The sequence below is a fragment of the Thioclava indica genome (assembly GCF_000714545.1).
Classification (GTDB): Bacteria; Pseudomonadota; Alphaproteobacteria; order Rhodobacterales; family Rhodobacteraceae; genus Thioclava; species Thioclava indica.
Genome location: NZ_AUNB01000017.1, coordinates 22,161 through 45,623 on the forward strand (window position 1 = coordinate 22,161; position 23,463 = coordinate 45,623).

A 23,463-nucleotide genomic window follows, 5' to 3' on the forward strand; every position below is an offset into this window, starting at 1 on the left:
AGAGTGTCAGCGAGGCTTTGAAACTAACCCCGGGGAGGGGGCATGTACACGCGTTTTATCAGATTTTCGCCGCTCGCCATCTGTCTTCTGCTGACGTTTATCGCTGTGATCGGGCTGTTTTTCAGCGATTGGTTTTTGCTGGTCGCGCTGATCTTCGGGGCGCTGTCGCTGGTGGGTATTTATGACCTGGTCCAGACGCGCCATGCGATCACGCGCAATTACCCGATTTTGGCGCATCTGCGGTTTTTATTCGAGGAAATCCGCCCCGAGATCCGGCAGTATCTGATCGAGAGCGATGATGACGAGGTGCCGTTCTCGCGTGCCACGCGGACTATCGTTTATCAGCGCGCCAAGGATATCGAAGATGCCAAGCCGTTCGGGACGCGCATGCGGGTGTCGGAATCGGGCTATCAGTGGATCACCCATTCGGTCAAACCGCGCCATATCGAGAACAGCGATTTCCGCGTCGAGATCGGCGGCCCCGATTGCACGCAGCCCTATAGCGCCTCGATCTACAACATTTCGGCGATGAGTTTCGGCGCGCTGTCGGCCAATGCGATCATGGCGCTTAACCGCGGTGCCAAGGCGGGCGGTTTTGCCCATGACACGGGCGAGGGCGGTATCTCGCGCTATCACCGCGAGGGCGGGGGCGATCTGATCTGGGAGATTGGCTCGGGCTATTTCGGCTGTCGCAACCATGATGGCAGTTTCAACCCCGAGAAATTTGCCGAGCGTGCCAAGGGCGATCAAGTCAAGATGATCGAAATCAAGCTGAGCCAAGGGGCCAAGCCCGGCCATGGTGGCATGCTGCCCGCCGCCAAGATCACGCCCGAAATCGCCGAGGCGCGCGATGTGCCGATGGGGGTGGATTGTATCTCGCCCGCCTCGCATTCCGCCTTTGATACGCCCATCGAGATGATGCATTTCATCGCCAAACTGCGGGAATTGTCGGGCGGCAAGCCGGTTGGTTTCAAGCTGTGCGTCGGGCATCGGCGCGAATTTATGTGCATGGTCAAGGCGATGCTGGAAACCGGGATTACGCCCGACTTCATCGTCGTGGACGGCAAAGAGGGCGGCACTGGCGCGGCCCCTCTGGAATTCGCCAACCACATGGGATTCCCGCTGGTTGAGGGGCTGGTGTTTGTGCACAACGCGCTGCGCGGCGCGGGACTGCGCGACAAGATCAAGATCGGCGCAGGTGGCAAGCTGGTCACCGCCTTTCATATCGCCAAGACGCTGGCGATTGGGGCGGATTGGGTGAACTCGGCGCGCGGCTTTATGTTTTCGGTGGGCTGTATTCAGGCGCAATCGTGCCACACCAACCGCTGCCCGACCGGGGTGACCACGCAAGATCCGATCCGCCAGCGCGCGCTGGTGGTGCCCGATAAGGCCACACGGGTCGCCAATTTTCACCGCAACACGATGAAAGCGCTGGCGGAAATGACGGGGGCGGCGGGGCTGATCCATCCGGGGGATTTCTTGCCCCATCACCTGCTGGTGCGCGTGACCGACCGCGATTTCAAGGTCGGCGACGAGGTCTTTCCCTACATGCCCGAGGGCTTTTTGCTGCGCGAGGACGATGACCGCTTTGGGTATCTCAACCGCTGGCAGCGCGCCCGCGCCGAGGCGTTCGAGCCGATCGACAGCGGAGTGTGAGGGGGGCGCGACCGGCTGGGGTATGAAATCGGGGCGCGCAAGCGAGCGCGTCCCGGGCGTGGCGACCGTCGGCTTAGAGCCCTTCTCGCAATTTTTCGGTTATGCAACGAATGTCGGGTTCTGCGTCGGGAATACGATTTAAGCGGTCCATTAGTGAAGTAGGTAGTTATGCCCGGTGCTACGACAGCCCATCAACGGTTCACGGGGCTATCTGGCCGCCAAATATCTAATGGGGTCTCTTGAGCGATCCTAGGGGTCAGGGAAGGGTTGAAGTATGGCACTTGAATGGCTGACAGGCAGTTTGATATATAGCTTTGCCAAGGACTTGGTTGGCAACACCATTCGCATCTTCAAGCCCATGCCTCCTCAGCAGAAGATCGAGCTACGGCAAAAGTGGAAACCCCGGTTTGAGGAACACATCAGAGATCACTTTGCCAGAGAACTCAGATCAGATGTGATTATCCGTGATGTGAAGCGCGTTGATCAATACCCAGACTCCAAAGAGAATGAAAAGGGCATCTCTGCATGGTTTCGCCTTGGTTTGGTTGGCACTTACCATCGCGGCATATTGGTCGCTTTTCATTGGAATGAACTTGTTGAAGTTGGGGAGGGTAAATTCCGTTTTCTTGATCACAAAAGCGACAATCAAGAGACCAAGGACGATGCCCTCAAGGTACTACAGATCGGAATGATACCGTTTGAAAACATCCAAGACGTCGACTTTGAGGGTGACGAGTACTACAACTATCCGCACATATATTGCCATTTTTCCAATAAGGGAGAACCCTACGAGCGTGTTGCGTACTTCACACAAAATCAGCTGTTTAAAGACTCCTTGCCGTACCATACCGAAGTTGCGGAAGCGAAAGCTGTTCGAGACACAAGCCGAAAGCTCGGCGTGAAAAGTCCTTATATTTGATCCAAGCAGCCTTACCGAGGGCTCATGGTGACACCGAGGCTTTCTGCACGGTGCAGCAGCATACCGCTGGCCCTATTGCTGACATTTGGCTGGCTGTAGCAAGAGCCCGCTCCGTCCCGCAAACCAACCCCAGAAGTTACCTCAGCAGTCCCGCAGCTCTGCCCACTCATGAGATAATCTTGGGATCATCTCCCATATCCAGACTGGGAAAGACGGTGCTTTCCAGCAGACCCTTCTCAAAGCCGAACATGCCCCGCATCGCCCAGGCGGCATAGGCGCGCACATCGGCGGTGGGCATCAGGTCGCGCTGCTCGAATAGCGCGTGATCGGCCAGATCGGGCCAGTGGCCATAGACCTGCCCGCCGCGAATGGCACCGCCCGCCATGATCAGCGCCCCCCCGGTGCCGTGATCGGTGCCTCCAGTGCCATTTTCGCGCGCGGTGCGGCCGAACTCGGTCATCGCCAGCACCGTCGTTTTCCCCCAGTCGCGCCCCAGCCCGGATTTCAGCGCAAGGATCGCGCCCGACAGATCGCCCAAGCGCCCGGCCAACACGTTACGCTGGTTGCGATGGGTGTCCCAGCCGCCAATCGAGAAGGTGGCAATCTGGGTGTCTTCGCGCAGCCGACTCGCCGCAAAACCCGCCAGTTGCGCCGCCTGTCCCTTGATCGCGGGGCGGGCCATGCCGGTCGCTTGCGCTTCTTTTTCGGCCTCCAGACGCGCGGAGATCTCGATCGCCTCTTGGGAGGCTGCGTGAAACAGCGGGTCGTCTTCGTAGATGCGTTCCAGCAGGCGCTGGCTTTGATCGCTCAGGCGCAGTTGCGTCTTTGGCGCCCAGCTCATCGAGGGGGCGCTGCCCTCGATCACCTTCATCTCATCGCGCCCGACCGCGTAAGCGGTGTCGGATTGCAGATCGGGCATCGCCTGCAGCATCCGGTTGAGCCAGCCATCGCGCACCTGCGGCTGGGGCACATCCAGCCCGGTTCCGGCCTCAAGAATATCCTGCCCGTCGAAATGGCTGCGCTTGTCGCGATAGGGCGTGGCGACGGCATGGGCAAAGCCCAGCTCGCCCGCTTTCCACAGCGGCATCAGATCCGCCATCGCGGGGTGAAGCGCGTAGAAATCATTGAGCGCCGGGTCGGTCTTCCCATTGGTCAGGCTGGCGTGGCGGTAGGTGGCGTAGTCAGGATCGCCAATCGGGCGCACCACATCCAGCCCATCCATCGCGCCGCGCAGGATGATGACGACCAGGCGCGCATCTCCGGGGGCCGACGCGAAGGTCACGGGGCTGAGCAGCGGCCAAGCGGCAGCCGAGCACCCGATCAGCGAGGCAGAGCGCAAAAACAGGCGGCGAGAGAGCGGGCGGGCAGGTTTCTGTGTCATCGCGAGCCCCCTAGCGGCGGTTGAAATCGGCAGAGGCAAGGATCAGGCCGATCCCCTCGGATTTGCTTTCGGCGCGTGCGGCAGCTTGGATCAGCGTGGGGCTGGCAGCCGCGCCCAAGGCGCTTTGGACGAAGTCCCGCGGATCGGGCAGGTGGCGGTCATACAGCGCCGCGATGCGCATTGCCCAACTGATCCGCGTAGCCAGCCCTTGCGGCGTGATCCACGCGCTGGCCTCTTCGGCCCAGCCATTGGGGCCAAGCGGCTTTTGATAGGGCTGGCCCATCGCGCGCAGCGGGGCGATGATCCATGAGCGGGTCTTTTTCTGATCCAGATCGGCAATCAAGCCGGCGGGCGGGGCGATGGCGCGCAGCGACGCGGCCATGAAATCCCAAGGCTGGCGCGCCTTGCCCCCAAGCGGAGCCCAAGCGGCGGGGTGTTCGAGCATTGCCGCGTAGGTGGCGCGCAGGTCGCTTTGATGGGCGAGATAGGCGCTTGCGATGTGATCCACCAGATCGGGGTCGGGTTGATCGGCCACGAAATGCACCGCCAGTTTATGCGCCAGATGATGCGCGGTGGCAGGGTGGAGCGCGATGTCATCAAGGGCTGCGTAGATGTCGCTGATATTGGCCGGGGTCTCGCCGCCATAGCGCTGCCCCAGCACCAATTCGGCCCCCGGCTGCGCCCAGTTGGGATGAAAGACAAAGCCCTTACCAGCGTTAAACCCAAGCCCGGTCAGCAGCTTGGCGAATTGGCGCACGTCCTCTTGGGTGTAGGGCGCGTCGACGCCCAATGTGTGCAGCTCTAGCACTTCGCGGCCCAGATTTTCGTTCAGCCCGACATTCTCGCGCTTTTTGGCATAGGCGCTTTGCGGCCCGATCGAGCGGGTCTGATCGAGATATAGCAACATCGCCGGGTGGGTCACAGCGGCGCGCAGCATTTGCGCGAATGTGGTGGCCAGATGGGGGCGGATCGCCTCTTGGGCAAAGGCGTCGGGGGCGGTCGCGGTCACGCCTGACTTGCTGGTCACGGTGAAGTGATCGCACCAAAAGAACTGCAACCGCTCGCGAAATCCCTGCGGCGAAAGACTGGCGCGGGCAAGCTGGGCGCGCAGCCCGATAAGCACCTGATTATTGAGGCGCTTGCGAACCGCTTTGATGCGTTTCTGGCCCGTCTCGTCGCCTGCGCGCTTTGCTTTGCGCGCGCCTTGCATGTCGCGCATTTGCTGGCGCATGAAATCGGTGCCGCTTAGCGGCCAGAGCGTCGCGGCGGTATCGGGCGCGTCAAGCTGGTCAAGCAGCGCTTGCGCATTCACAGGGGCTGGCTGATCGGGGCTCAGCCCGTAGCCATAGCGGATCGCCGCAATCGTAGAGACGTCTTTCGTCCCGGCCATGTCTGGCTCCCTTTGCAATAGCTGGCGCGGGCGCATCGGCCCGATTGCGCGGCTCTCGCAGCTATAGATAAGCGCGCGAAACACGCTTGCCTAGCGCACAGGTGTGCGCTTCGCTCAAACGTGGCGACGCAACGTGATGCTGCGCTGCGGCGTGTAAAGCCGTTGAATGCCTCACGCGTTCTTGTATCATTATGTTTGAATATGTTCTCACGGGAGAAAGGGAGACTGCCATGCGAGAGGCTCCAAAGCCATTTTGGTCACCGCTCAGCGCAGGAATTGTGCTGGGTCTGGCCTTGCTTTTAACGTTTGTGATTACCGGCCACGGGCTGGGCGCATCCGGGTTTGTCACGCGACTCGCAGCACAAGCCAATGACTGGGTCGCACCGACCGCGACCACTGAAAACGCTTATTTCGGACCGTTCATGAAGGCGGGCAATCCGCTGATGTCCTGGATCACCTGGGAAGTCGTGGGCGTTCTGATCGGTGCGTTTCTGGGCGCCAAAGGGGCGGGCCGGATTGCCGTTAAGGTCGAACGCGGCCCGTCAACCTCGGGCGGTAGCCGCCTTATGTATGCGCTGATCGGTGGCGTGCTGGTGGGCTTTGGCGCGCGTCTGGCGCGGGGCTGCACCTCGGGTGTGGGCCTGTCGGGCGGGGCAACGCTTGCGGTCGCAGGTTTCGTGTTCCTGATCGGGTTTTTCGCGGCAGGCTTTGCCGTGTCCTTTCTTATGCGGAGGGTCTGGCAATGAGCATTCCGTTTTATGATGGCGGTGTGGCCGCAGGTCTGCTGTCGGGTGTGTTGTTTGGCTACGCGCTTGAGGCCGCCGGTTTTGGCAGCCCGCGCAAGCTGACGGCGCAGTTTTCGCTGCGCGATTTCTCGGTGTTCAAGGTGATGTTTACCGCCGTTCTGGTTGCCGCAATCGGGATGTATATCCTGCGCACGATGGGGCTGATGGCGGGTAATGCGGTGTTCATTCCGACGCTGTTTTTCTGGGCGATCCTTGCGGGTGGTCTGCTGATCGGGGCCGGGTTCGCATTGGGCGGTTATTGTCCGGGCACATCCGTGGTCGGCGTGGCCTCGGGGCGCATCGACGCGGTGGTGTTTGGCGTCGGCATGGTGCTGGGCACCTCGGCTTTCGCGTGGGTCTATGAGCCGCTGATCGGCTTTTACATGGCTGGACAAGGCCCGGCGGCGCAAACTTTGCCCCAGCTATTTGGCCTGCCCGAATGGGTCGTGCTGCTGGTGCTGGTGATCCTTGCCGCAGTCGGGTTCCGCCTTGGCACGATGATGGAGCGCGCGCGGGGGGGGCCGCTGACCGCAGCCGAAGTCTGCGCGCCTGATGACGAGGCCGATGACATGACCATGACCGCCGCCACGCGCCAAGCCTGAGCGTGAAATGATATATAATTCAAAGCCTACTTCAGGGAGGAGTGTTCGATGAGAACCCACAAAACCAAGACTCGTAAAAGCCTGCTGCGCGCGGCGATGGTGCCGGTAACGGCGCTGGCGATGGGGGCTGCTGTGCCGACGAGTGCTTCGGCGCAGGCAACCAATCCCTGCGCGCCTGCCGCAGCGGTCAATCCCTGCGCGCCAGCCGCCATGCCAAGCAATCCTTGCGCTCCGGCTGCGGCTAATCCTTGCGCACCGGGGGCTGCGGCTGCCAACCCCTGCGCACCGGGCGCGGCCAATCCTTGTGCGCCGGGGGCTGCGCCTGCGGCCAAGGCTGCGGATGCCAGTGCGCTGCCCAAAGGTCCTTACGACACCACCGTCAAGGCGACCCAAGCGCCCTATGGCAACGAGATGCCCAATATTGTGGATAATTACCTGCGCGCCTCGCCCTATATCGGCACGGGCGGGTTTATCGACCCGACGGGTATTCCGATGCTGAAAATGCTGGGTTTCAAGACGGTTGTCAGCCTGCTTAAACCCGATGAGGGTGCGCCCAACGAAGGCGATCTGGTGAAAAAGTCGGGAATGAACTACATTCAAATCTCTGTGCCGACGATGGCCCCGACAGCCGATCAGGTCGCGGAATTTGCCAAGATTGCGGACGATCCGGCGAATTACCCGATCTTGCTGCATTGCGAAAGCTCCAACCGGGTGGGCGCGATGTGGGCGCTTTATCGGGCCTCCAAGGGCGTGCCCGCTGAAATCGCGGTGGAAGAGGGGCGTCAAGTTGGCCTCAAGACCTCACGTGAACCGCAAGTGCGACAAGATCTGGGCTTGCCGCCGCTGTGATGGGTTGATCTTATGACACAGGCGGGGCCGGTCGGTTGGCCGGTCCCGTTTGTATTTCGCAGGCTGTAATCAGTGAGGGGGTCGCATGGGTCATTTCGCGAAGGGCAGCAATCAAAGCGCGCTGCCAGCGTTTAACAAACTTCCCCGCGCGCGGCTGGAAGAGATGCATGACGCAGCCGAAACGGTGATCGAATGCGAAACCGTTTTGCGCAAATCCGGCATGAGCGTGGTGTCCGAAGTGCTGCGCGATCAGGGCACTTTCACCACATGGGAGCGCTATCCCAAGGGCGACATTTTCGATCCCGAAACCCATTGCCAGTATTTTTACCACGCCCATACCACTGATGAGATGCTGACGGGCGAGAACGGCCATTTCCACCTGTTCGTGCGCCCTGATGCACTGGTTCCGGGCCTTGCGCCTTGGGCCTTGCCCGGCGCGCAAATCCCCGATGATCCCGCCGCGCGCTTTGCCCATATCGGCGCGATCAGTGTGGATGCCAAGGGCAACCCGCTGCGCATTTTCACGACCAATCGCTGGGTCACGGATGAGACGTTTTATCACGCAAGCGATGTGATCGCGCTGCTCGATCAGTTCACCATTGAACTGGCGCATCCCAACTGGGCGGTGAACCTGTGGCTAAGTGCGATGGTCGCGCTGTATCGCCCGCAATTTGAGGCGCTATTGCGCGCGCGCGATACCCGGATCGAGGCATGGCTGGGCGAGCATCCCGACAGTGCGGTGCTCGAAGATCGCGGCTTGCAAAACACCTCGGAGATGGCGATCGACCCGCATTGGCAGATCACCGCGATTGAGGCGGAGCTCGATCTTTAGCCTTCCTGCATAAGACGCCAGCGGGTCTCGGCCATCCCCTGCGCGATCATACCGGGGATCAGCAGCGCATCGATCAGCCACCACAACCCGACCAGCGCCAGCGGGATATAGCCAATCAGGATCGGCGCCAGCAGCGTGCCAATTCCCGTCATCAACAGCATGATCACGCCAGAGCCGACGCGGCCCAGATACATCCGGTGCACGCCGAGCATCGGCAGGAAGAACCAAAGCGCATAGGCGGCCAGCGCAGATTTCTTTTCATTGGCGACGCGCTGTTCCACATAAAGGGCGCGGGTGTCGTCTCGTGTCATGTTAATCCTCGTTACATTGTCTTGGCTCGATATGGGAACGGTTACGCGTGATGCAAGCCCGCGCGCGCAAAAAGGTGGCTTGTCGGGGCGGGGATTGCGCGCCAATCTGGCGGGATGGAACCGATCTTGCAGACCTCGCTTAGCTTCGCCCCGTGGGTGGATGCGCGCACGCGCGGGCTGCCCGGCGTGGTGCCGTTTGCGCTTGACGACTGGCTTGAGGTGGATAGCGCTTACGCTGCGCAGATGGCACTGCGCGAGAGGCTGCTGGCTGAGGCGCCCGAGCAGGTGCATGCCCTTGCGCCCTGTGCGCAGGCGGCGGCGGTTGAGCTGTATGACATGATCTTGGCGCTCCTGCCGGGGCTTGGGTTTGATCTGCAAAGCGACGTGGCGATCTGCCCCGACGGGCGGGCGGTGACGCCGGCGCGCGATCAGCCGCTGATGACGCTGGGGCGACTGGTGCAAGCGGATCTGTGCCTGCTGCAACCCGATCCTGACGGGGGCGGGCAGGGCGAGCATGTACTGACCGGCGGTGTGTTGTGTTTCCCCTCGGGCTGGCGTCTGCGCGAGAAATTCATGCGCGCGATGATGCGCATTCACGCCCCGATCGAGGTTTATACCGACGATCTGGGGCGACGTGTGCAACGGCTGATGGACGGGGTGCAGCCGGGGCGCGGGCTGATGCGCGGCACGGCGTCCCATTCCGACGCCTATCTCGCCGATCCGCGCTCGGAATACGAATACGACCATGGCAGCGTCGCCTCGCCCTTCATTCGCGTCGAGCGTCAGGGATTGGTGCGCTTGCCGCAAACACGCGCGGTGGTGTTTTCCATCCACACCCAAATCGTGCGCCCCGAGGCGCTGAGTGCAGAGCAGGCGGCGACGTTGAAGGAGTTTCCGATCCGCGTGGCGGATTGATAGGGGCGGGACGAAGATGTTATCCGGCACGGCAACGGCAGAGTTATTGCACGTTGCGGACATTGCAGAAATTCTGGCAATGACCGCTTCAAGGCTCAGGTTGTCGTCGGCACAAGCTCCCAGAGCTGATACTTTTCCAGAAAAATATGGTAAACTGCACCATGTTTCTTGAAAAGGAGCTTCCCAATGACTTGCAGTGACCGTGAACAACTTACCAGAGAAGATGTCTCAAGGATCCGGAGATTGGAAGAAGAGATATTTGGCCGTGTATGCGAAATTGGCCGGATCATGAAGAGGAAAGAAAATCTAGACGGCGTCGGGTCCGCTGCCATCAAGCAGTTCACCGTGACACCTCGAGGTGCGAGCGAACTTGATCCGAACGTTGCTCAGATTGAGGTTGTTTTCAAAGACGGCAGCGCAGGATGCGTAAAGGATCCACCCGGAGTTTCCTGTAATACCAAATGCGAAGACTGCTAAGCAGCTTTCTTGGAAGCAATTAGTCGCAGCTACGCCAGACACAAGTGCCCCTATCGCGAAGCGATTTAGTGCTTGGACGCATTCCTGCCCTCCGCCCAAATAGCAAAGGCCCCGCAATCGCGGGGCCTCTCCATTTCTCTCAACTCTGAAATCAGGCCTTGGCGAGGTTGCGCAGCACGTAGTGCAGCACGCCGCCATTGCGCAGGTATTCGATCTCGACCGCGGTATCGATCCGGCTTTTCAGCTTGATCTCTTTGGTCGAACCATCGGCGTATTTGATGGTGCAGGGCACGATCGACTGCGGCTTGATATCGCCCTCCAGCCCGGTGATCGTGACCTCTTCCTCGCCCGTCAGGTTCAGATCCTTGCGGGTCTGGCCTTCGGTGAACTCGAACGGGATCACGCCCATACCAACAAGGTTGGAGCGGTGGATACGCTCGAAGCTTTCCGCGATCACGGCCTTGACGCCCAGCAGGTTGGTGCCCTTTGCCGCCCAGTCACGCGACGAGCCTGCGCCGTATTGCTCACCGCCAAAGATCACCAGCGGCTTGCCCAGTTTCTCATAGGCCATCGCAGCGTCATAGATCGAGGTCTGCTTGCCATCGGGGCCTTTGGTGTAGCCGCCCTCGACGCCATCGAGCATCTCGTTCTTGATACGGATGTTGGCAAACGTGCCGCGCATCATGACTTCGTGGTTGCCACGACGCGAGCCGTAGGAGTTGAAGTCTTTCGGTGCGACTTGACGCTCGACCAGATATTTGCCCGCGGGCGTATCGGGTTTGAACGAACCCGCCGGCGAGATGTGGTCGGTGGTGACGAAATCGCCCAGCACGGCCAGAATGCCAGCGCCTTTGACATCCGAGATCGTGCCAGCTTCAGCCGACATGCCTTGGAAATAGGGCGGGTTCTGGATGTAGGTCGATTGCGGCGGCCAGTCATAGGTTTCCCCACCCGACACTTCGACGCCCTGCCATTTCTCGTCGCCCTTAAAGACATCGGCGTATTTCTCGATGAACTTGTCGCGGGTGACGACCTGCTGCACGAGATCGGCGATTTCCTTGTCGGTGGGCCAGACATCCTTGAGGTAGACGTCTTTGCCATCGGGCGTTTGTGCCAGCGGCTCGGAGGTCAGGTCGATATTCATGTCGCCCGCCAGCGCATAGGCCACCACGAGCGGCGGAGATGCGAGGTAGTTGGCACGCACATCGGGGCTGATACGGCCCTCAAAGTTGCGGTTGCCCGACAGAACCGAGGTCGCGATCAGGTCGTTGTCGTTGATCGCCTTGGAGATCTCGGGCTGCAGCGGACCGGAGTTGCCGATGCAGGTGGTGCAGCCGTAACCCACAAGGTCAAAGCCGATTGCATCCAGATCGTCTTGCAGGTTTGCGGCCTCAAGATATTCCGACACAACCTGCGATCCGGGCGCGAGCGAGGTTTTCACCCACGGCTTGCGGTTCAGACCCAGCGCGTGGGCTTTGCGCGCCACCAGACCGGCGGCGATCATCACGTAGGGGTTGGAAGTGTTGGTGCAGGACGTAATCGAGGCGATCACGACCGAGCCATCGCGCAGCTCGTAATCTTCGCCCTCGACTTTGGCGGTCTTGCCGATGGTGACCGATTTTGTCGCGACCGGGCCTTCATCGGCCATGTCCTTGGCGTCGGCCGAGATGTCGATGCCGCGATACTCGGCGACAACATCCTCGAACGCATCGGCTGCGGTGGTGAGGGGCAGGTAATCTTGCGGGCGTTTGGGCCCCGAGATTGCCGGCACGATCGTGCCCATGTCGAGTTCGAGCGTGGACGAATAGATCGGTGCGTAATCGGCACCGCGCCACATGCCGTTCTCCTTGGCATAGGCCTCGACCAGCGCGATGCGATCCTTGTCGCGACCGGTCTGTTCCAGATAGCGCAGGGTTTCGCTATCGACCGGGAAGAAGCCGCAGGTTGCGCCATATTCCGGTGCCATGTTGGCGATGGTGGCACGTTGTGCCAGCGGCAGGTGATCCAGACCCTCGCCGTAGAACTCGACGAATTTGCCAACCACGCCATGGGCGCGCAGCATTTCGACGACTTTCAGCACGAGGTCGGTGCCGGTGGTGCCTTCGACCATTGCGCCCGTCAGCTTGAAGCCGACAACTTCGGGGATCAGCATCGAGATCGGCTGGCCGAGCATACCGGCTTCGGCCTCAATCCCGCCAACGCCCCAGCCCAGAACGGCCGCGCCGTTGACCATGGTGGTGTGGGAATCGGTGCCTACCAGCGTATCGGGATAGGCGACTTCGGAGCCGGTCTGGTCTTTGTCGGTCCAGACGGTTTGCGCCAGATATTCCAGGTTCACCTGGTGGCAGATGCCGGTGCCGGGCGGCACAACGCGGAAGTTTTCAAACGCAGTTTGCCCCCATTTGAGGAACTGGTAGCGCTCGATGTTGCGCTCGTATTCGCGATCCACGTTCATCTGGAAGGCACGCGGGGTGCCGAATTCGTCGATCATCACAGAGTGGTCGATGACCAGATCCACGGGGACCAGCGGGTTGATCTTTTGCGCATCGCCGCCAAGGCCCTTGATGCCATCGCGCATTGCGGCCAGATCGACCACGGCGGGAACGCCGGTGAAATCCTGCATCAAAACGCGGGCAGGGCGGTAGGCGATCTCGCGCGGGTTTTTGCCGCCCTTTTGCGCCCATTCGCCAAACGCCTTGATGTCATCAAGCGAGACGGTGAACCCGTCATCCTCAAAGCGCAGCAGGTTTTCCAGCACCACTTTCAGCGAAGCGGGCAGCTTGGAAAAATCGCCCAAGCCTGCCTCGGTGGCGGCGGGAATCGAATAATAGGTGAATTTTTTCGCGCCGACGTTTAGCTCGCGGCGTGTCTTGGCAGAGTCTTTACCGGTGACGATGGGCATGAGATGGCCTCCCTTCATGGGGTCTAAGGGTGTCGCTGCAATAGTGTTTGCCCCAAGCAGCGCGCGCGTTCAAGAGGTTCGCGCTATTTTTTGTATACCATTGCACACAAAGACGGATGGATCAGGCGGAAAACCGCATAAAACAGGGGTTGTGCGTGGTTTCGCCCATGTGTGTCACAGTTGTGCAAAGAAATCTCGCAAAACCTTGATTGGCTCTGGTGCGAACCTCAACGCTAGATATAACAACGGGAGTTTTGGAAGGGTTACAATGGTACGCGTCGGGATCAGCGCTTCGGTAACGGTCTGTCTTGCTTTGGCAGTCGGCGGTTTTTCCTTGCCCGGTGATGGTTTCGCGCAATCGACCCCCGCAGGCCCCTCCGCGCAAGCGCCCGAAACGCACACCGCAACACCCGATTCTCCGCCCGAAATGAAGCGCCGCGCCTCGCAGGCGATTGTGGGCACGATGGCGGGCAATAGCGCGCCCACCCATAGCCCCGTCGTGGTCGAGCTGTTCACCTCGCAGGGCTGTTCGTCTTGCCCGCCCGCAGATGCGCTGTTTCAGACCTTTGCCGATCGTGACGACGTGATCGCGCTCGCGCTGCATGTCGATTACTGGGATTATCTGGGCTGGAAAGACCCCTTTGGCAAAGCCGAATTCACCGCGCGCCAAAAAGCCTATGCCCGCGCCGCCCGAGAGCGCACCGTTTATACGCCCCAGATGATCGTGGGTGGCACAACGGCGCTGATTGGCGTGCAAAAAGACGAGTTGAACGCCGCGATTGCCAAGCAAAGCGGTGAGGCCGAACCGGTTGATCTGAAAATCAGCGGCTCGGACGGGAAGTATCAGGTTGTGCTGTCGGCGGATCCGCCGCTCAGCGCGCCTGCCGTGGTGCAGATCGTGCGCTACATGCCCGAGGCGCGCATCGCCATTCTGCGCGGCGAGAACGCGGGTCAGACGATTGATTACCGCAATATCGTGACCGAATGGCATGCGATTGCAGAATGGGACGGCAAGTCGAAAACCCAGATCAAGGTTGATCTGGATGGCGATGATCCGGGCGTTGTGATCGTGCAGGCGGCGCAACCGGGGCAGGGCGTGCCGCTGCCGGGCAAGATCCTGGCCGCCGGTCGGCTGGACTAAGCGCGCTTATCGCTGCTTCCAGCGGCGATGTATCCAGAACCACTGATCCATATTCTCGCGCACCCGCGCCTCGAGCGCATCGTTGAGCGCCTGCGTCATGGTTTCGGCGTCGCTATGGGGAATGGGGGCTTCGACCACAATGCGAAAACTCAGCCCGTCTTTCTGGCGGATCGCATAGACCGGAATCAGATCGGCCTTCATCTTGAGCGCCATTTCCGCTGCCGAAAGCGGCGTGCGCGCAGGCTGGCCGAAAAACGTCAGGTCGGCCCCGCGTTTGAAATATTGATCAAAGCCGAAAGCGACCATCCCGCCATCGCGCAGGAATTTCATCATCTCGGCCAGACCGCGTCGCGAGCGCGAAAACAGCGGCTCGGCAATCGCGGAAATTGCGGCGACATATTGCTCGTTAAAGGCGGCGTTGTTCATCGGGCGATAGATCGCGCCCACGCGGTAGCCCCGCGCCGATAGCGCCGCGCGCCACGCGTCGTAATTGCCAAAATGCCCGACCGCCAGAACCACCGGGCGACCCTCGGTATGGGCCAGCGCCAGCGCCTCGGCACCGGGGCCTTCGATGGGCAGGTCGCGCACGCGCGCCAGAAATTCCTCGCCCGAATAAATCTCGGCCAGCACCCGGCCAAGCCGGTCAGGCACCGCGCGTTCAAGGCGTTTGACCTCAGCCTCGGGCAGATCGGGGCAGGTCAGCGCAAGGTTTTCGCGCACCCGGCGGGTAAAGCCCAGCAAGGGGGCGGCGCGCGACACCAGACGCCCGGCCAGCGGAATACGCCGCTCATAGGGCAGCATTTGCACCAGCTTCATCACCGTTACGAAAACGGCGTTGGACAGGCGATCTGAAAGGGAAGGCGTGTCGTTTTTCATCGCGGGCTGACTGTTGAAAGGCGCGCCGCGCGGCGCTCACGCGACCAGACATAAAGCCCCGCGCCGATGATCACAAGCGCCCCGAGGATCGTCGCGCCATCGGGAAGCTGGTCAAACATCAGCCAGCCCCAGAACGAGGCAAAGATCAGCCCCGAATAGCCAAAGGGGGCCAAGGTGCCCGCCTCGCCCAGTGAAAACGCGCGGATCAGCAGGAACTGGCTCAGGCTGCCCGCAAGGCCAAGGGCAACGAAAATCCACAGATCGGCCAGCGCGATGGGTTGCCAAAAGAACGGCAGCGCCAGCGATGACAGCACCAGCCCGACGCCCGAGGACCAAAGCTGCGAGGTCGCCGCACTATCCCCGCGCACCTTCCGCGTCAGCAAAATGGCACCTGCAAAGCTGAACGCTGTCGCCAGCGCCAGCAGGGCTGCGGGGTGAAACATACCCGTGCCGGGGCGCAGAATGATCATCGCGCCTACAAAGGCCGCAGCGATGCCAAAGATACGATGCACGCCCAGCCGCTCACCCAAGAACAGCGCCGCGCCCAGCGTCACGATTACCGGATTGAGATCGCCCAAGGCGGTGGCCTGCGCCAAGCCGATATAGCGCAGCGCGAAAAAGAAGGCGACAATCGCGCCCATCTGGAACAGCGCGCGCCCGGCCTGCAAACCGGGCTGTCGGGTGCGCAACCGGCGCGGCACCGAGCGCCCGAAAATCGCCCCCAACACCAGCGCATTCACCGCGAACCGCGCCCAGACGATCAGCAGCGGATGATAGCCCTGACCCAGCAGCTTGGCGAAGGCATCCATCAGGGTCAGCATGGAAAACGCGCCCAGCATGAAGACCACCGCCAGACCGGGCCGGTCGGGATGAAAAGAGGGGGCCACGGCGGGCCCCCTCGCAATAGTCTTGGTGGTGGGCTGCGCCATCAGAGGAGGGCTTTGACCTTGTCGGCCACGGCCTCGGGGGTGATGCCGAACTTTTCATATAGCTCGGGCGCGGGGGCAGAGGCGCCAAAGCGATCCATGCCGACAAACCCGGCCTTGGCCTCGCGGCCCCGCTCGCCCAGAAGCCAGCGATCCCAAGGTTGACGCACGGCGGCCTCAACGGCGACACGCACCGAATTGGGCGGCAGGACGCGCTTGCGGTAGCTTTCGTCTTGGGCGGCGAACAGCTCCATGCAGGGCATCGACACGACCCGCGTGCCAATCGCTTGGGCTTGCAGAATTTCGCGGGCCTTCAGCGCGATTTCCACTTCGGAACCCGTCGCCATCAGGATCGCCTGACGCTTGCCATCGGCCTCGGCGATGACATAAGCGCCTTTTGCCGTGAGGTTCTGCGGTTTGTATTCGGTGCGTAGCGTGGGCAGCCCCTGCCGGCTCAGCGCCAGAATCGAGGGCGTGCCCTCTTGGCTCATCGCGATTTCCCACGCCTCGGCGGTCTCCACCACATCGGCGGGGCGGAAGGTCAGCGTGTTGGGCGTGGCGCGGCAGATTGCGAGATGCTCGACGGGCTGGTGGGTCGGGCCATCTTCGCCCAGACCGATGCTGTCATGGGTCATGACGTAAACGGTGGGCACTTTCATCAGCGCAGACAGGCGCATCGCGCCGCGCGCGTAATCGGTGAAGCAGAAGAACGTCCCGCCATAGGCGCGCACGCCGCCATGCAGGAACAGCCCGTTCATCGCCGCCGCCATACCGTGTTCACGGATGCCGTAATTGATGTAGCGGCCCTTGCGGTTCTCAGGGTTGAAAACCGACATTTCCTTGGATTTTGTCAGGTTCGAGCCGGTCAGATCCGCCGAGCCGCCCAGCGTTTCGGGGCAGATCGGGTTGATCACGTTCAGCACCATTTCGCTGGCCTTGCGGGTGGCGACTTTGGGGGCGGTCTCGGCCTGCTCTTTCTTGAACTTGCGGATCGCGCCGACCAGTTTTTTCGACACCGTGCCGGTCATGATGCGGGTAAACTCGCCGCGCTTGCTGTCGGAAAGGGCTGCAAACCGCTCTTCCCATTCGGCGCGCTCGGTAGCTCCCCGGCTGCCAATCGCTTCCCAAGCCGATTTGACGTCGGCGGGGATCTCAAACGGGCCGTGATCCCAGCCGTAAATCGCCTTGGTGCGCGCGATTTCCTCATCGCCAAGGGGCGCGCCGTGTGCGGCGTAGCTGTCGGATTTATTGGGCGCGCCAAAGCCGATGATGGTTTTGCAATCCACCAGAACCGGACCTTTGGCTTGCTTGGCTTCCGTTAGCGCACGGTCGATATCGTCGGGATCATGGCCATCGCAATGCAGAACCGTCCAGCCCGAGGCGGCAAAGCGCGCGCGCTGATCGGTTTTGTCCGAAATCGAGACACGCCCGTCGATGGTGATGTCATTGTTGTCCCACAGCACGATCAGGTTGCTCAGCTCTTGCATGCCGGCAAGACCGATTGCCTCTTGGGAAATCCCCTCCATCAGGCAGCCATCGCCAACGATGACCCAAGTGCGGTGATCGACCAGCTTCTTGCCCCAATGCGCACGCAGCGATTCTTCGGCAATTGCCATGCCCACAGCGGTCGCAATGCCCTGACCCAGCGGGCCGGTGGTGGTTTCCACCGCATCAAGCAGGAAGTTTTCCGGGTGGCCCGCTGTCAGCGCGCCCATCTGGCGGAAATTCTTGATCTGCTCGAGCGTGACCTGTTCGTCGCCTGCCAGATGCAGCAGCGAATAGACCAGCATCGAGGCATGGCCCGCCGACAGCACAAAGCGGTCGCGATCGGCCCATTTCGGGGCGGAAGCGTCAAACTTCAGGTGCTTGGAAAACAGCACGGTGGCCACATCGGCCAGCCCCATCGGCGCGCCGGGATGCCCGGAATTGGCGGCTTGCACCGCATCCATCGTCAGCGCGCGGATCGCTGAGGCCAGTTTCCAGTGTTCGGGATGGGCCTTGCGCAGCTCTTCGATTTCCATGGCGGTTCCTTTCAGGCAACTGAGGGGCGTTTGCGCCCTCTGATAGCAGGGATCGGGGCAAGATCAAGCTTGGCCCCCAAGTGCTTGAGGCAAAAGGGTGGGCTTGGATCACGCAACAGGGTTAAACTGTGCGAAATCCTGCCCTCGAATGCGATTCGGGACAAAAGCGGGACAGCAGACCGATGAGGAGGCGCGTATGAGCGAGATTGCCGAATACGAACGCCGCATCTCTTTTGCGCTCGAACGGATCGGGCGCGGGGTTGAGGTGCTGGCGCAAAAACGGGCGACACCGCCCGAGCCAGAGGCTGCGTTTGAGCCCGATTCCACGCCGCCCGAAGCCGAGATCGAGATGCCGCAAGAGGCGCCGGTAGAGGGTGCTGAACCAGTTGCGCCTGCTGATCCGGTTGCGCCGAATGCCGAGGTCGCGCAGCTACAAGCCGCGCTTGACGCCGAGCGCGAGGCCAATGCGCAACTCTCCGAGCGCGTACGTGCGATCCGCGAGAAACAGGACACCACGCTGAACGCGATGGAGCGCAAATACGGGGCCGCCGTGCGCGCCCAAGAGGCTGCGTTCAAAGAGGTGGCCGCGCTGAAGGCTGCAAACTCCGCGCTGATCGCGTCCAATCGCAAGCTGATGGATGAGGGCGTGGCGTTTTCCGAGGAGGGGTTGATGGCCGAGTTGACCGCCTTGCGCGCCGCGCGTGCGAGCGAAATCAATGAGTTGGGCGATATCCTTGACGGGCTCGCCCCGATCCTCGCGCCGGATGAAGAGGAGTCGCACGATGCCTGATCTGACCATTTCTATCGGGGGCCGCGATTTTCAGGTGGCCTGCCAGCAAGGCGAAGAGCATTTCCTGCGCACCGCCGCCTTGATGCTGAATAACGAGGCGCAGGTGCTGCTGGGCCAGATCGGGCGGATGCCCGAGACGCGAATGTTGCTGATGGCGGGGCTGATGCTGGCCGATAAGGCGGCGGGGATCGAGGATCAGCTGCGCGAGGCGCAAAACAAGGCGGGCGAGTTGCAAGCCAAGATCGACGAGTTGCAGTCCAATCCTGCGCAGGTCGAAGTGGCGGTGGTGCCCTCGGAAGTGACCGACTCGCTGGCCGAGATCGCCGCGCGCGCCGAGGCTATGGCTGATCGCGTCGAGGAGCAGGTATGAGGGCCGCCGCTTTTGCGATCGGCCTGCTGCTGGCCGCGCCTGTTTTTGCCCAAGATACACCGTCCGCGCCAGCTCCCGCGCCCGAGCGACTGGCTCCGCTCACCAATTCCTCGGCCGCAGATGGCGTGATCACCCGCATCTATAGTTGCGAGCGCGGTGCACGTGTGCCTGCAGCCTATCTCAACGACAGCAACCCGCAGCGCGTCGTGCTGATGCTTGAGGGGCGGATGGTCGTGATGAGCCATATCCGCTCGGCAGATGGTGCGAAATACGCCGAGGATGGCGAAGGCGAGGCGGGCTATGTCTGGTGGACCAAAGGCTCTGGCGCGACGCTGGCCTGGATCTCTGAGGACGGCGAGTCCCAAAGCCTGCTAAGCGGGTGCCAGGAGGAGTGAGCCACGGTCCGCGCGCAAAGCGCGCGGATTGAACGCTCCAGTGGAGCGTTCAAAGTGGCGAACGCCCGAAGCGCAAGCGCAGGGCAGCCGGTGAGTGGCGAACGCCCGAAGCGCAAGCGCAGGGCAGCCGGTGAGTGGCGAACGCCCGAAGCGCAAGCGCAGGGCAGCCGCTTAGGTGCGAACGCCCGAAGCGCTAGCACAGGGCTGGCGCGGGTTGTGAGCGCGCTCTTTTCTGATAAGGGTTGCGATTACTCGCACCTGCCGGAGCCTCCGGCGGGAGTATTTTCAGCTAGATGAAATGCGACACTTCTAAAAGTCTAGCGCGATGAAAGCCTTACTCGGCGGCTTTCATCTCGAAACCCTTCTCGATCTGATCCGTAGGTGTCACCGGATATTCGCCCGAGAAGCAGGCATCGCAATATTGCGGGCAGGAATTATTGCGCCCGCCAGATTCGCCCACGGCGCGGTAAAGCCCGTCGAGCGAGATGAATTTGAGCGAATCCACGCCGACCCATTCGCGCATCTCTTCCTCGGTCATTTGGGCGGCCAACAGTTTGTCGCGATTGGGCGTATCGACGCCGTAGAAACAGGGCCAGGCCGTGGGCGGAGAGGCGATGCGGAAATGCACCTCTTTTGCGCCCGCATCCAGAATCATGTCCTTGATCTTGCGCGAGGTGGTGCCGCGCACGACGGAGTCGTCGACCAAGATCACCCGCTTGCCCTTGATCAGCGCCTTGTTGACGTTGAGCTTGAGGCGCACGCCCATGTTGCGGATCTGCTCGGTCGGCTCGATGAAAGTGCGGCCCATATATTGGTTGCGCGTGATGCCGAGGGCAAAGGGGATGCCGCTTTCGTGGGAAAACCCAATGGCTGCGGGGGTGCCGCTATCGGGCACCGGGCAGACCAGATCGGCATCAACGGGGGCCTCGCGGGCCAGTTCGACGCCGATATCGTGGCGCGTTTCGTAGATCGAGCGGCCGCCGATGATGGAATCGGGGCGCGAGAAATAGACATGTTCAAAGATGCAGAACCGTCCGGTAGACGGGCCGAAGGGACGGGAACTGTCGACGCGGCCGTCTTGAATGACGACCATTTCGCCCGGTTCGATCTCGCGCACGAACTCGGCGCCGATGATATCAAGCGCGCAGGTTTCCGAGGACAGGACATAGCCGCTCTCGCCGACTTTCCCCAGCACCAGCGGGCGCACGCCCAGCGGGTCGCGCACGCCGATCAGCTTGGTGCGCGTCATCGCGACGATGGAAAACGCGCCCTCAACCCGGCGCAGCGCATCTGCGATGCGGTCGGCATGTTTGCGCTGGATCGAACGCGCCATCAGGTGGATGATGCACTCGCTGTCTGAACTGGACTGAAAGATCGCGCCGCGTTCGATCAGCTCAAGGCGCAGCGAGTCGGCATTGGTCAGGTTGCCGTTATGGGCCACCGCGCAGCCGCCCATCGAGAACTCGCCAAAGAAGGGTTGGATGTCGCGGATCACAGCGCCTTTTGAACCCGCAGTGGAGTAGCGCACATGGCCGATGGCGACATCGCCGGGCAGCGTTTCCATCAGGCTCGATTTGGTGAAATTGTCGCGCACATAGCCGAAACGGTGCGCCGAGTTGAACCCGGTAGCCGCGTCATGGGCGACGATGCCGCCTGCCTCCTGGCCGCGATGTTGCAGCGCGTGCAGGCCGAGGGCGACGAAATTGGCCGCATCAGCGACCCCGACAACGCCGTAAACGCCGCATTCCTCGCGCAGCTTGTCGTCGTCGAAAGGATCGGCGTAATGGGTCTTGGCGGGTGCGGTGCAGGGCATGGCAGCAGCTCCGATGAACGCGAAAGGGTAGGGCGTTGAGGCCCGTTTAATGCGAAACGCGAGAGGTGTTAACCCCTCGCGCTATCAAAACCGTGATTCAGGCACCCTCAATTTGCCGGAGTGCTGGGCAATTCATCGATGCGCGCGGGATCTGTGCCATCGCCTTGCGGGGCGGTGCAGGTGGCGACGAGGGCCTCATAGCGCGCCACGATCCAGCCGGGTGCGTCGCTGGGCATGGTCTCATCCATCTGGCCCGACATGCGCGCAAACACCTTGGCCGAGCGCGAATTATCCACCATCGACACCGGGTCATTGCCCATCACGCGGTCATAAACCACAAAGGCAACCGCGACCAAAATCACGCCGCGCAGCACGCCGAACAAAAAGCCCAAGCCCTGATCAAGCCCGCCAAGGGCCGAGCGCTGCACTGCCGAGGCAAACAGCGGCGTGAGGATCGAAAACACCACCAAAGCAATGGCAAACACCACCGCAAAGCCGCCGATCATCCCCAATTCGCAGCTATTGCCGATGAATTTATCAAGCCCCGGGATTTGTTGCACCAGCGGGCGCGCCTGATTGGCAAAGGCGTAGGCGATCACAGCCGCCGCGATCCAGCCGACAATCGCCAGCCCTTCGCGCACGAAGCCGCGGGAATAGGCGAGGATCGCCGAGAGAATGATGACAATCGCCACGATGGCATCAACGATGGTGAACCCGTCCATTTGCGCTCCTGTGCTGTTCGCGCTAGCCCGCGCCGAACATCTCGCCCGTAAAAGTCACGAGATCCCCCAGCTTGCGCATGGACATCCCGGTTGTGCCGTCGGCTTTTGTGCCTGTCGGCGCGATGGCTTGTGAAAAACCAAGTTTTGCCGCTTCTTTCAACCTGTTTTCGGCCTGACCGACAGGTCTAAGCGCACCCGACAGGCTGATTTCCCCGAAAATAACCATATCTGCGGGCAAAGCTGTGTCTTCTCGGGCACTCAATAGCGCGGCGGCGGCGGCCAGATCGGCGGCAGGTTCGATGACTTTCATGCCGCCCGCGACGTTGAGAAACACATCCAGACCGGTAAACGGGATGCCACAGCGCGATTCCAGCACCGCCAGAATCGTCGAGATTCGCCCCGAATCAAGCCCGACCACCGTGCGCCTTGGCGAGGCGAGCGAGGAGGGGGCGACGAGGGCCTGAATTTCGGTCAGCACGGGGCGGGTGCCCTCGATGCCTGCGAAGACGGCGGAGCCGGGGGCGGCCTGACCGCGCTCGGATAGAAACAGCGCCGAGGGGTTGGCGACCTCGGCCAGCCCCGCGCCGGTCATTTCAAACACGCCGATTTCCGAGGCCGGACCAAAGCGGTTTTTCACCGCGCGCAGGATGCGGAACTGGTGGCCGCGCTCACCCTCGAAATAGAGCACCGTGTCGACCATATGCTCGATCACGCGCGGGCCTGCGATCTGGCCTTCTTTGGTGACATGGCCGACCAGAATCACCGCCGTGCCGCGCCGTTTGGCGAAACTCACCAATTCATGGGCGGCGGCGCGAAGCTGGCTGACAGAGCCGGGTGCGCTTTCGACGCGGTCTGACCACATCGTCTGAATGGAATCGATCACCACCAGATCGGGGCGTTCGGCCTCGAGCGTGGTCAGGATGTCGCGCAGCGAGGTTTCCGCGCCCAAGCCCACTGGCGCATCGGCCAGACCAAGACGCGCGGCGCGCATGCGCACCTGGCTGGCGGCCTCTTCGCCCGAGATATAGAGCGTTTTCAACCCCGTGCGGGCAAAAGCTGCGGCGGCTTGCAACAGCAGTGTCGATTTCCCGATGCCGGGATCACCGCCCACCAGAATCGCGCTGGCCGCGACCAGCCCACCACCCAACACGCGGTCCAGCTCGGGCATGCCCGCCAAGGCGCGTTTGGGCGGGGCCTCTTTGGTGTCAAGCGCGGAAAGCTGGATCAGCTTGCCCTTGGCGCCGCCCAGACCCGAACCGGGGGTTTTGGAGAGCGGGCTTTCCTCGACAAGGGAATTCCATGCGCCGCATGCCTCACAGCGCCCCGACCACTTGGCATGGGTGGCACCACATTCAGCGCAACGAAAAGAGGGGGCAGATTTGGCCATCGG

21 protein-coding genes are annotated in these 23,463 nt (G+C 61.7%); 11 read left to right on the forward strand and 10 right to left on the reverse strand.

What is annotated here, in order from left to right:
* Window positions 1-42 precede the first annotated feature (42 nt).
* Both DT23_RS05900 and DT23_RS05905 read left to right on the forward strand, forming a co-directional pair.
* Window positions 43-1,656: an FMN-binding glutamate synthase family protein gene (locus tag DT23_RS05900; protein ID WP_038129385.1), complete on the forward strand. Its 1,614-nt coding sequence runs from the start codon at window positions 43-45 to the stop codon at window positions 1,654-1,656.
* A gap of 274 nt (window positions 1,657-1,930) precedes the next feature.
* Window positions 1,931-2,575 carry a hypothetical protein gene (locus DT23_RS05905; RefSeq protein WP_051697076.1) on the forward strand — a complete coding sequence of 215 codons (645 nt, stop codon included), beginning with the start codon at window positions 1,931-1,933 and terminating at the stop codon, window positions 2,573-2,575.
* A 166-nt stretch (window positions 2,576-2,741) separates the two neighbouring features.
* Here DT23_RS05905 and DT23_RS05910 read toward each other — a convergent pair whose 3' ends face one another.
* The gene (locus DT23_RS05910; RefSeq protein WP_038129386.1) at window positions 2,742-3,956 is read right to left on the reverse strand and encodes a DUF1501 domain-containing protein; all 1,215 of its coding nucleotides are present in this window, start codon (window positions 3,954-3,956) and stop codon (window positions 2,742-2,744) included.
* 10 nt (window positions 3,957-3,966) lie between these two features.
* A complete protein-coding gene (locus DT23_RS05915) occupies window positions 3,967-5,346 on the reverse strand; it encodes a DUF1800 domain-containing protein (protein ID WP_038129388.1) in 1,380 nt (459 codons plus the stop codon).
* A 230-nt stretch (window positions 5,347-5,576) separates the two neighbouring features.
* Here DT23_RS05915 and DT23_RS05920 point away from each other — a divergent pair, with 230 nt between their 5' ends.
* From DT23_RS05920 to DT23_RS05940, 4 genes are all read left to right on the forward strand, one after another.
* Window positions 5,577-6,092: a YeeE/YedE thiosulfate transporter family protein gene (locus DT23_RS05920; protein ID WP_038129392.1), complete on the forward strand. Its 516-nt coding sequence runs from the start codon at window positions 5,577-5,579 to the stop codon at window positions 6,090-6,092.
* Entirely contained in the window at window positions 6,089-6,733 is a 645-nt protein-coding gene (locus DT23_RS05925) for a DUF6691 family protein (RefSeq protein WP_051697077.1), read from the forward strand. The genes DT23_RS05920 and DT23_RS05925 overlap by 4 nt, the downstream gene beginning before the upstream one ends.
* Before the next feature lie 48 nt (window positions 6,734-6,781).
* Window positions 6,782-7,582 carry a protein tyrosine phosphatase family protein gene (locus tag DT23_RS18445; RefSeq protein ID WP_051697078.1) on the forward strand — a complete coding sequence of 267 codons (801 nt, stop codon included), beginning with the start codon at window positions 6,782-6,784 and terminating at the stop codon, window positions 7,580-7,582.
* Window positions 7,583-7,667: 85 nt separating this feature from the next.
* Window positions 7,668-8,414: a DUF6969 family protein gene (locus tag DT23_RS05940; protein WP_038129393.1), complete on the forward strand. Its 747-nt coding sequence runs from the start codon at window positions 7,668-7,670 to the stop codon at window positions 8,412-8,414.
* Here the strand turns inward: DT23_RS05940 and DT23_RS05945 are convergent.
* Entirely contained in the window at window positions 8,411-8,725 is a 315-nt protein-coding gene (locus DT23_RS05945; protein ID WP_038129394.1) for a TM2 domain-containing protein, read from the reverse strand. The genes DT23_RS05940 and DT23_RS05945 overlap by 4 nt on opposite strands.
* Window positions 8,726-8,839: 114 nt before the next feature.
* On the opposite strand from DT23_RS05945, the gene DT23_RS05950 reads away from it, so the two are divergent.
* Complete coding sequence (locus DT23_RS05950) at window positions 8,840-9,640, forward strand: heme-dependent oxidative N-demethylase family protein (RefSeq protein ID WP_051697079.1); 801 nt, start codon at window positions 8,840-8,842, stop codon at window positions 9,638-9,640.
* Window positions 9,641-10,268: 628 nt separating this feature from the next.
* On the opposite strand, the gene acnA is transcribed toward DT23_RS05950, so the two are convergent.
* Window positions 10,269-13,019 (reverse strand): aconitate hydratase AcnA, encoded by a 2,751-nt coding sequence (acnA, locus tag DT23_RS05955; protein WP_038129450.1) that lies wholly within the window; start codon window positions 13,017-13,019, stop codon window positions 10,269-10,271.
* A gap of 268 nt (window positions 13,020-13,287) precedes the next feature.
* On the opposite strand from acnA, the gene DT23_RS05960 reads away from it, so the two are divergent.
* Window positions 13,288-14,160, forward strand: a complete 873-nt coding sequence (locus DT23_RS05960; RefSeq protein ID WP_240473557.1) for a DUF1223 domain-containing protein — start codon at window positions 13,288-13,290, stop codon at window positions 14,158-14,160.
* A 6-nt stretch (window positions 14,161-14,166) separates the two neighbouring features.
* On the opposite strand, the gene DT23_RS05965 is transcribed toward DT23_RS05960, so the two are convergent.
* From DT23_RS05965 to tkt, 3 genes are read right to left on the reverse strand one after another with little or no spacing between them, the layout of a single operon-like run.
* A complete protein-coding gene (locus tag DT23_RS05965; protein WP_038129398.1) occupies window positions 14,167-15,036 on the reverse strand; it encodes a lysophospholipid acyltransferase family protein in 870 nt (289 codons plus the stop codon).
* Window positions 15,033-15,923: a DMT family transporter gene (locus DT23_RS05970; RefSeq protein WP_162177186.1), complete on the reverse strand. Its 891-nt coding sequence runs from the start codon at window positions 15,921-15,923 to the stop codon at window positions 15,033-15,035. The genes DT23_RS05965 and DT23_RS05970 overlap by 4 nt, the downstream gene beginning before the upstream one ends.
* A 41-nt stretch (window positions 15,924-15,964) precedes the next feature.
* Window positions 15,965-17,983 carry a transketolase gene (gene tkt, locus DT23_RS05975; protein WP_038129400.1) on the reverse strand — a complete coding sequence of 673 codons (2,019 nt, stop codon included), beginning with the start codon at window positions 17,981-17,983 and terminating at the stop codon, window positions 15,965-15,967.
* Window positions 17,984-18,179: 196 nt separating this feature from the next.
* Between tkt and DT23_RS05980 the strand changes: the two genes are divergently transcribed.
* Genes DT23_RS05980 through DT23_RS05990 form a run of 3 tightly spaced genes read left to right on the forward strand, consistent with a single transcriptional unit; the run spans window position 18,180 to window position 19,538 of the window.
* Window positions 18,180-18,773 (forward strand): hypothetical protein, encoded by a 594-nt coding sequence (locus DT23_RS05980; RefSeq protein WP_156023869.1) that lies wholly within the window; start codon window positions 18,180-18,182, stop codon window positions 18,771-18,773.
* The gene (locus DT23_RS05985; protein ID WP_038129406.1) at window positions 18,766-19,143 is read left to right on the forward strand and encodes a cell division protein ZapA; all 378 of its coding nucleotides are present in this window, start codon (window positions 18,766-18,768) and stop codon (window positions 19,141-19,143) included. Before DT23_RS05980 ends, DT23_RS05985 begins: the two co-directional genes overlap by 8 nt.
* Entirely contained in the window at window positions 19,140-19,538 is a 399-nt protein-coding gene (locus DT23_RS05990; RefSeq protein WP_051697081.1) for an MliC family protein, read from the forward strand. Before DT23_RS05985 ends, DT23_RS05990 begins: the two co-directional genes overlap by 4 nt.
* Before the next feature lie 334 nt (window positions 19,539-19,872).
* Here DT23_RS05990 and purF read toward each other — a convergent pair whose 3' ends face one another.
* From purF to radA, 3 genes are all read right to left on the reverse strand, one after another.
* Window positions 19,873-21,351 (reverse strand): amidophosphoribosyltransferase, encoded by a 1,479-nt coding sequence (gene purF, locus DT23_RS05995; RefSeq protein WP_038129409.1) that lies wholly within the window; start codon window positions 21,349-21,351, stop codon window positions 19,873-19,875.
* Window positions 21,352-21,458: 107 nt separating this feature from the next.
* Entirely contained in the window at window positions 21,459-22,073 is a 615-nt protein-coding gene (locus DT23_RS06000; RefSeq protein WP_038129411.1) for a CvpA family protein, read from the reverse strand.
* A 22-nt stretch (window positions 22,074-22,095) separates the two neighbouring features.
* Window positions 22,096-23,460 (reverse strand): DNA repair protein RadA, encoded by a 1,365-nt coding sequence (gene radA / locus DT23_RS06005; RefSeq protein ID WP_038129412.1) that lies wholly within the window; start codon window positions 23,458-23,460, stop codon window positions 22,096-22,098.
* Window positions 23,461-23,463: the final 3 nt, after the last annotated feature.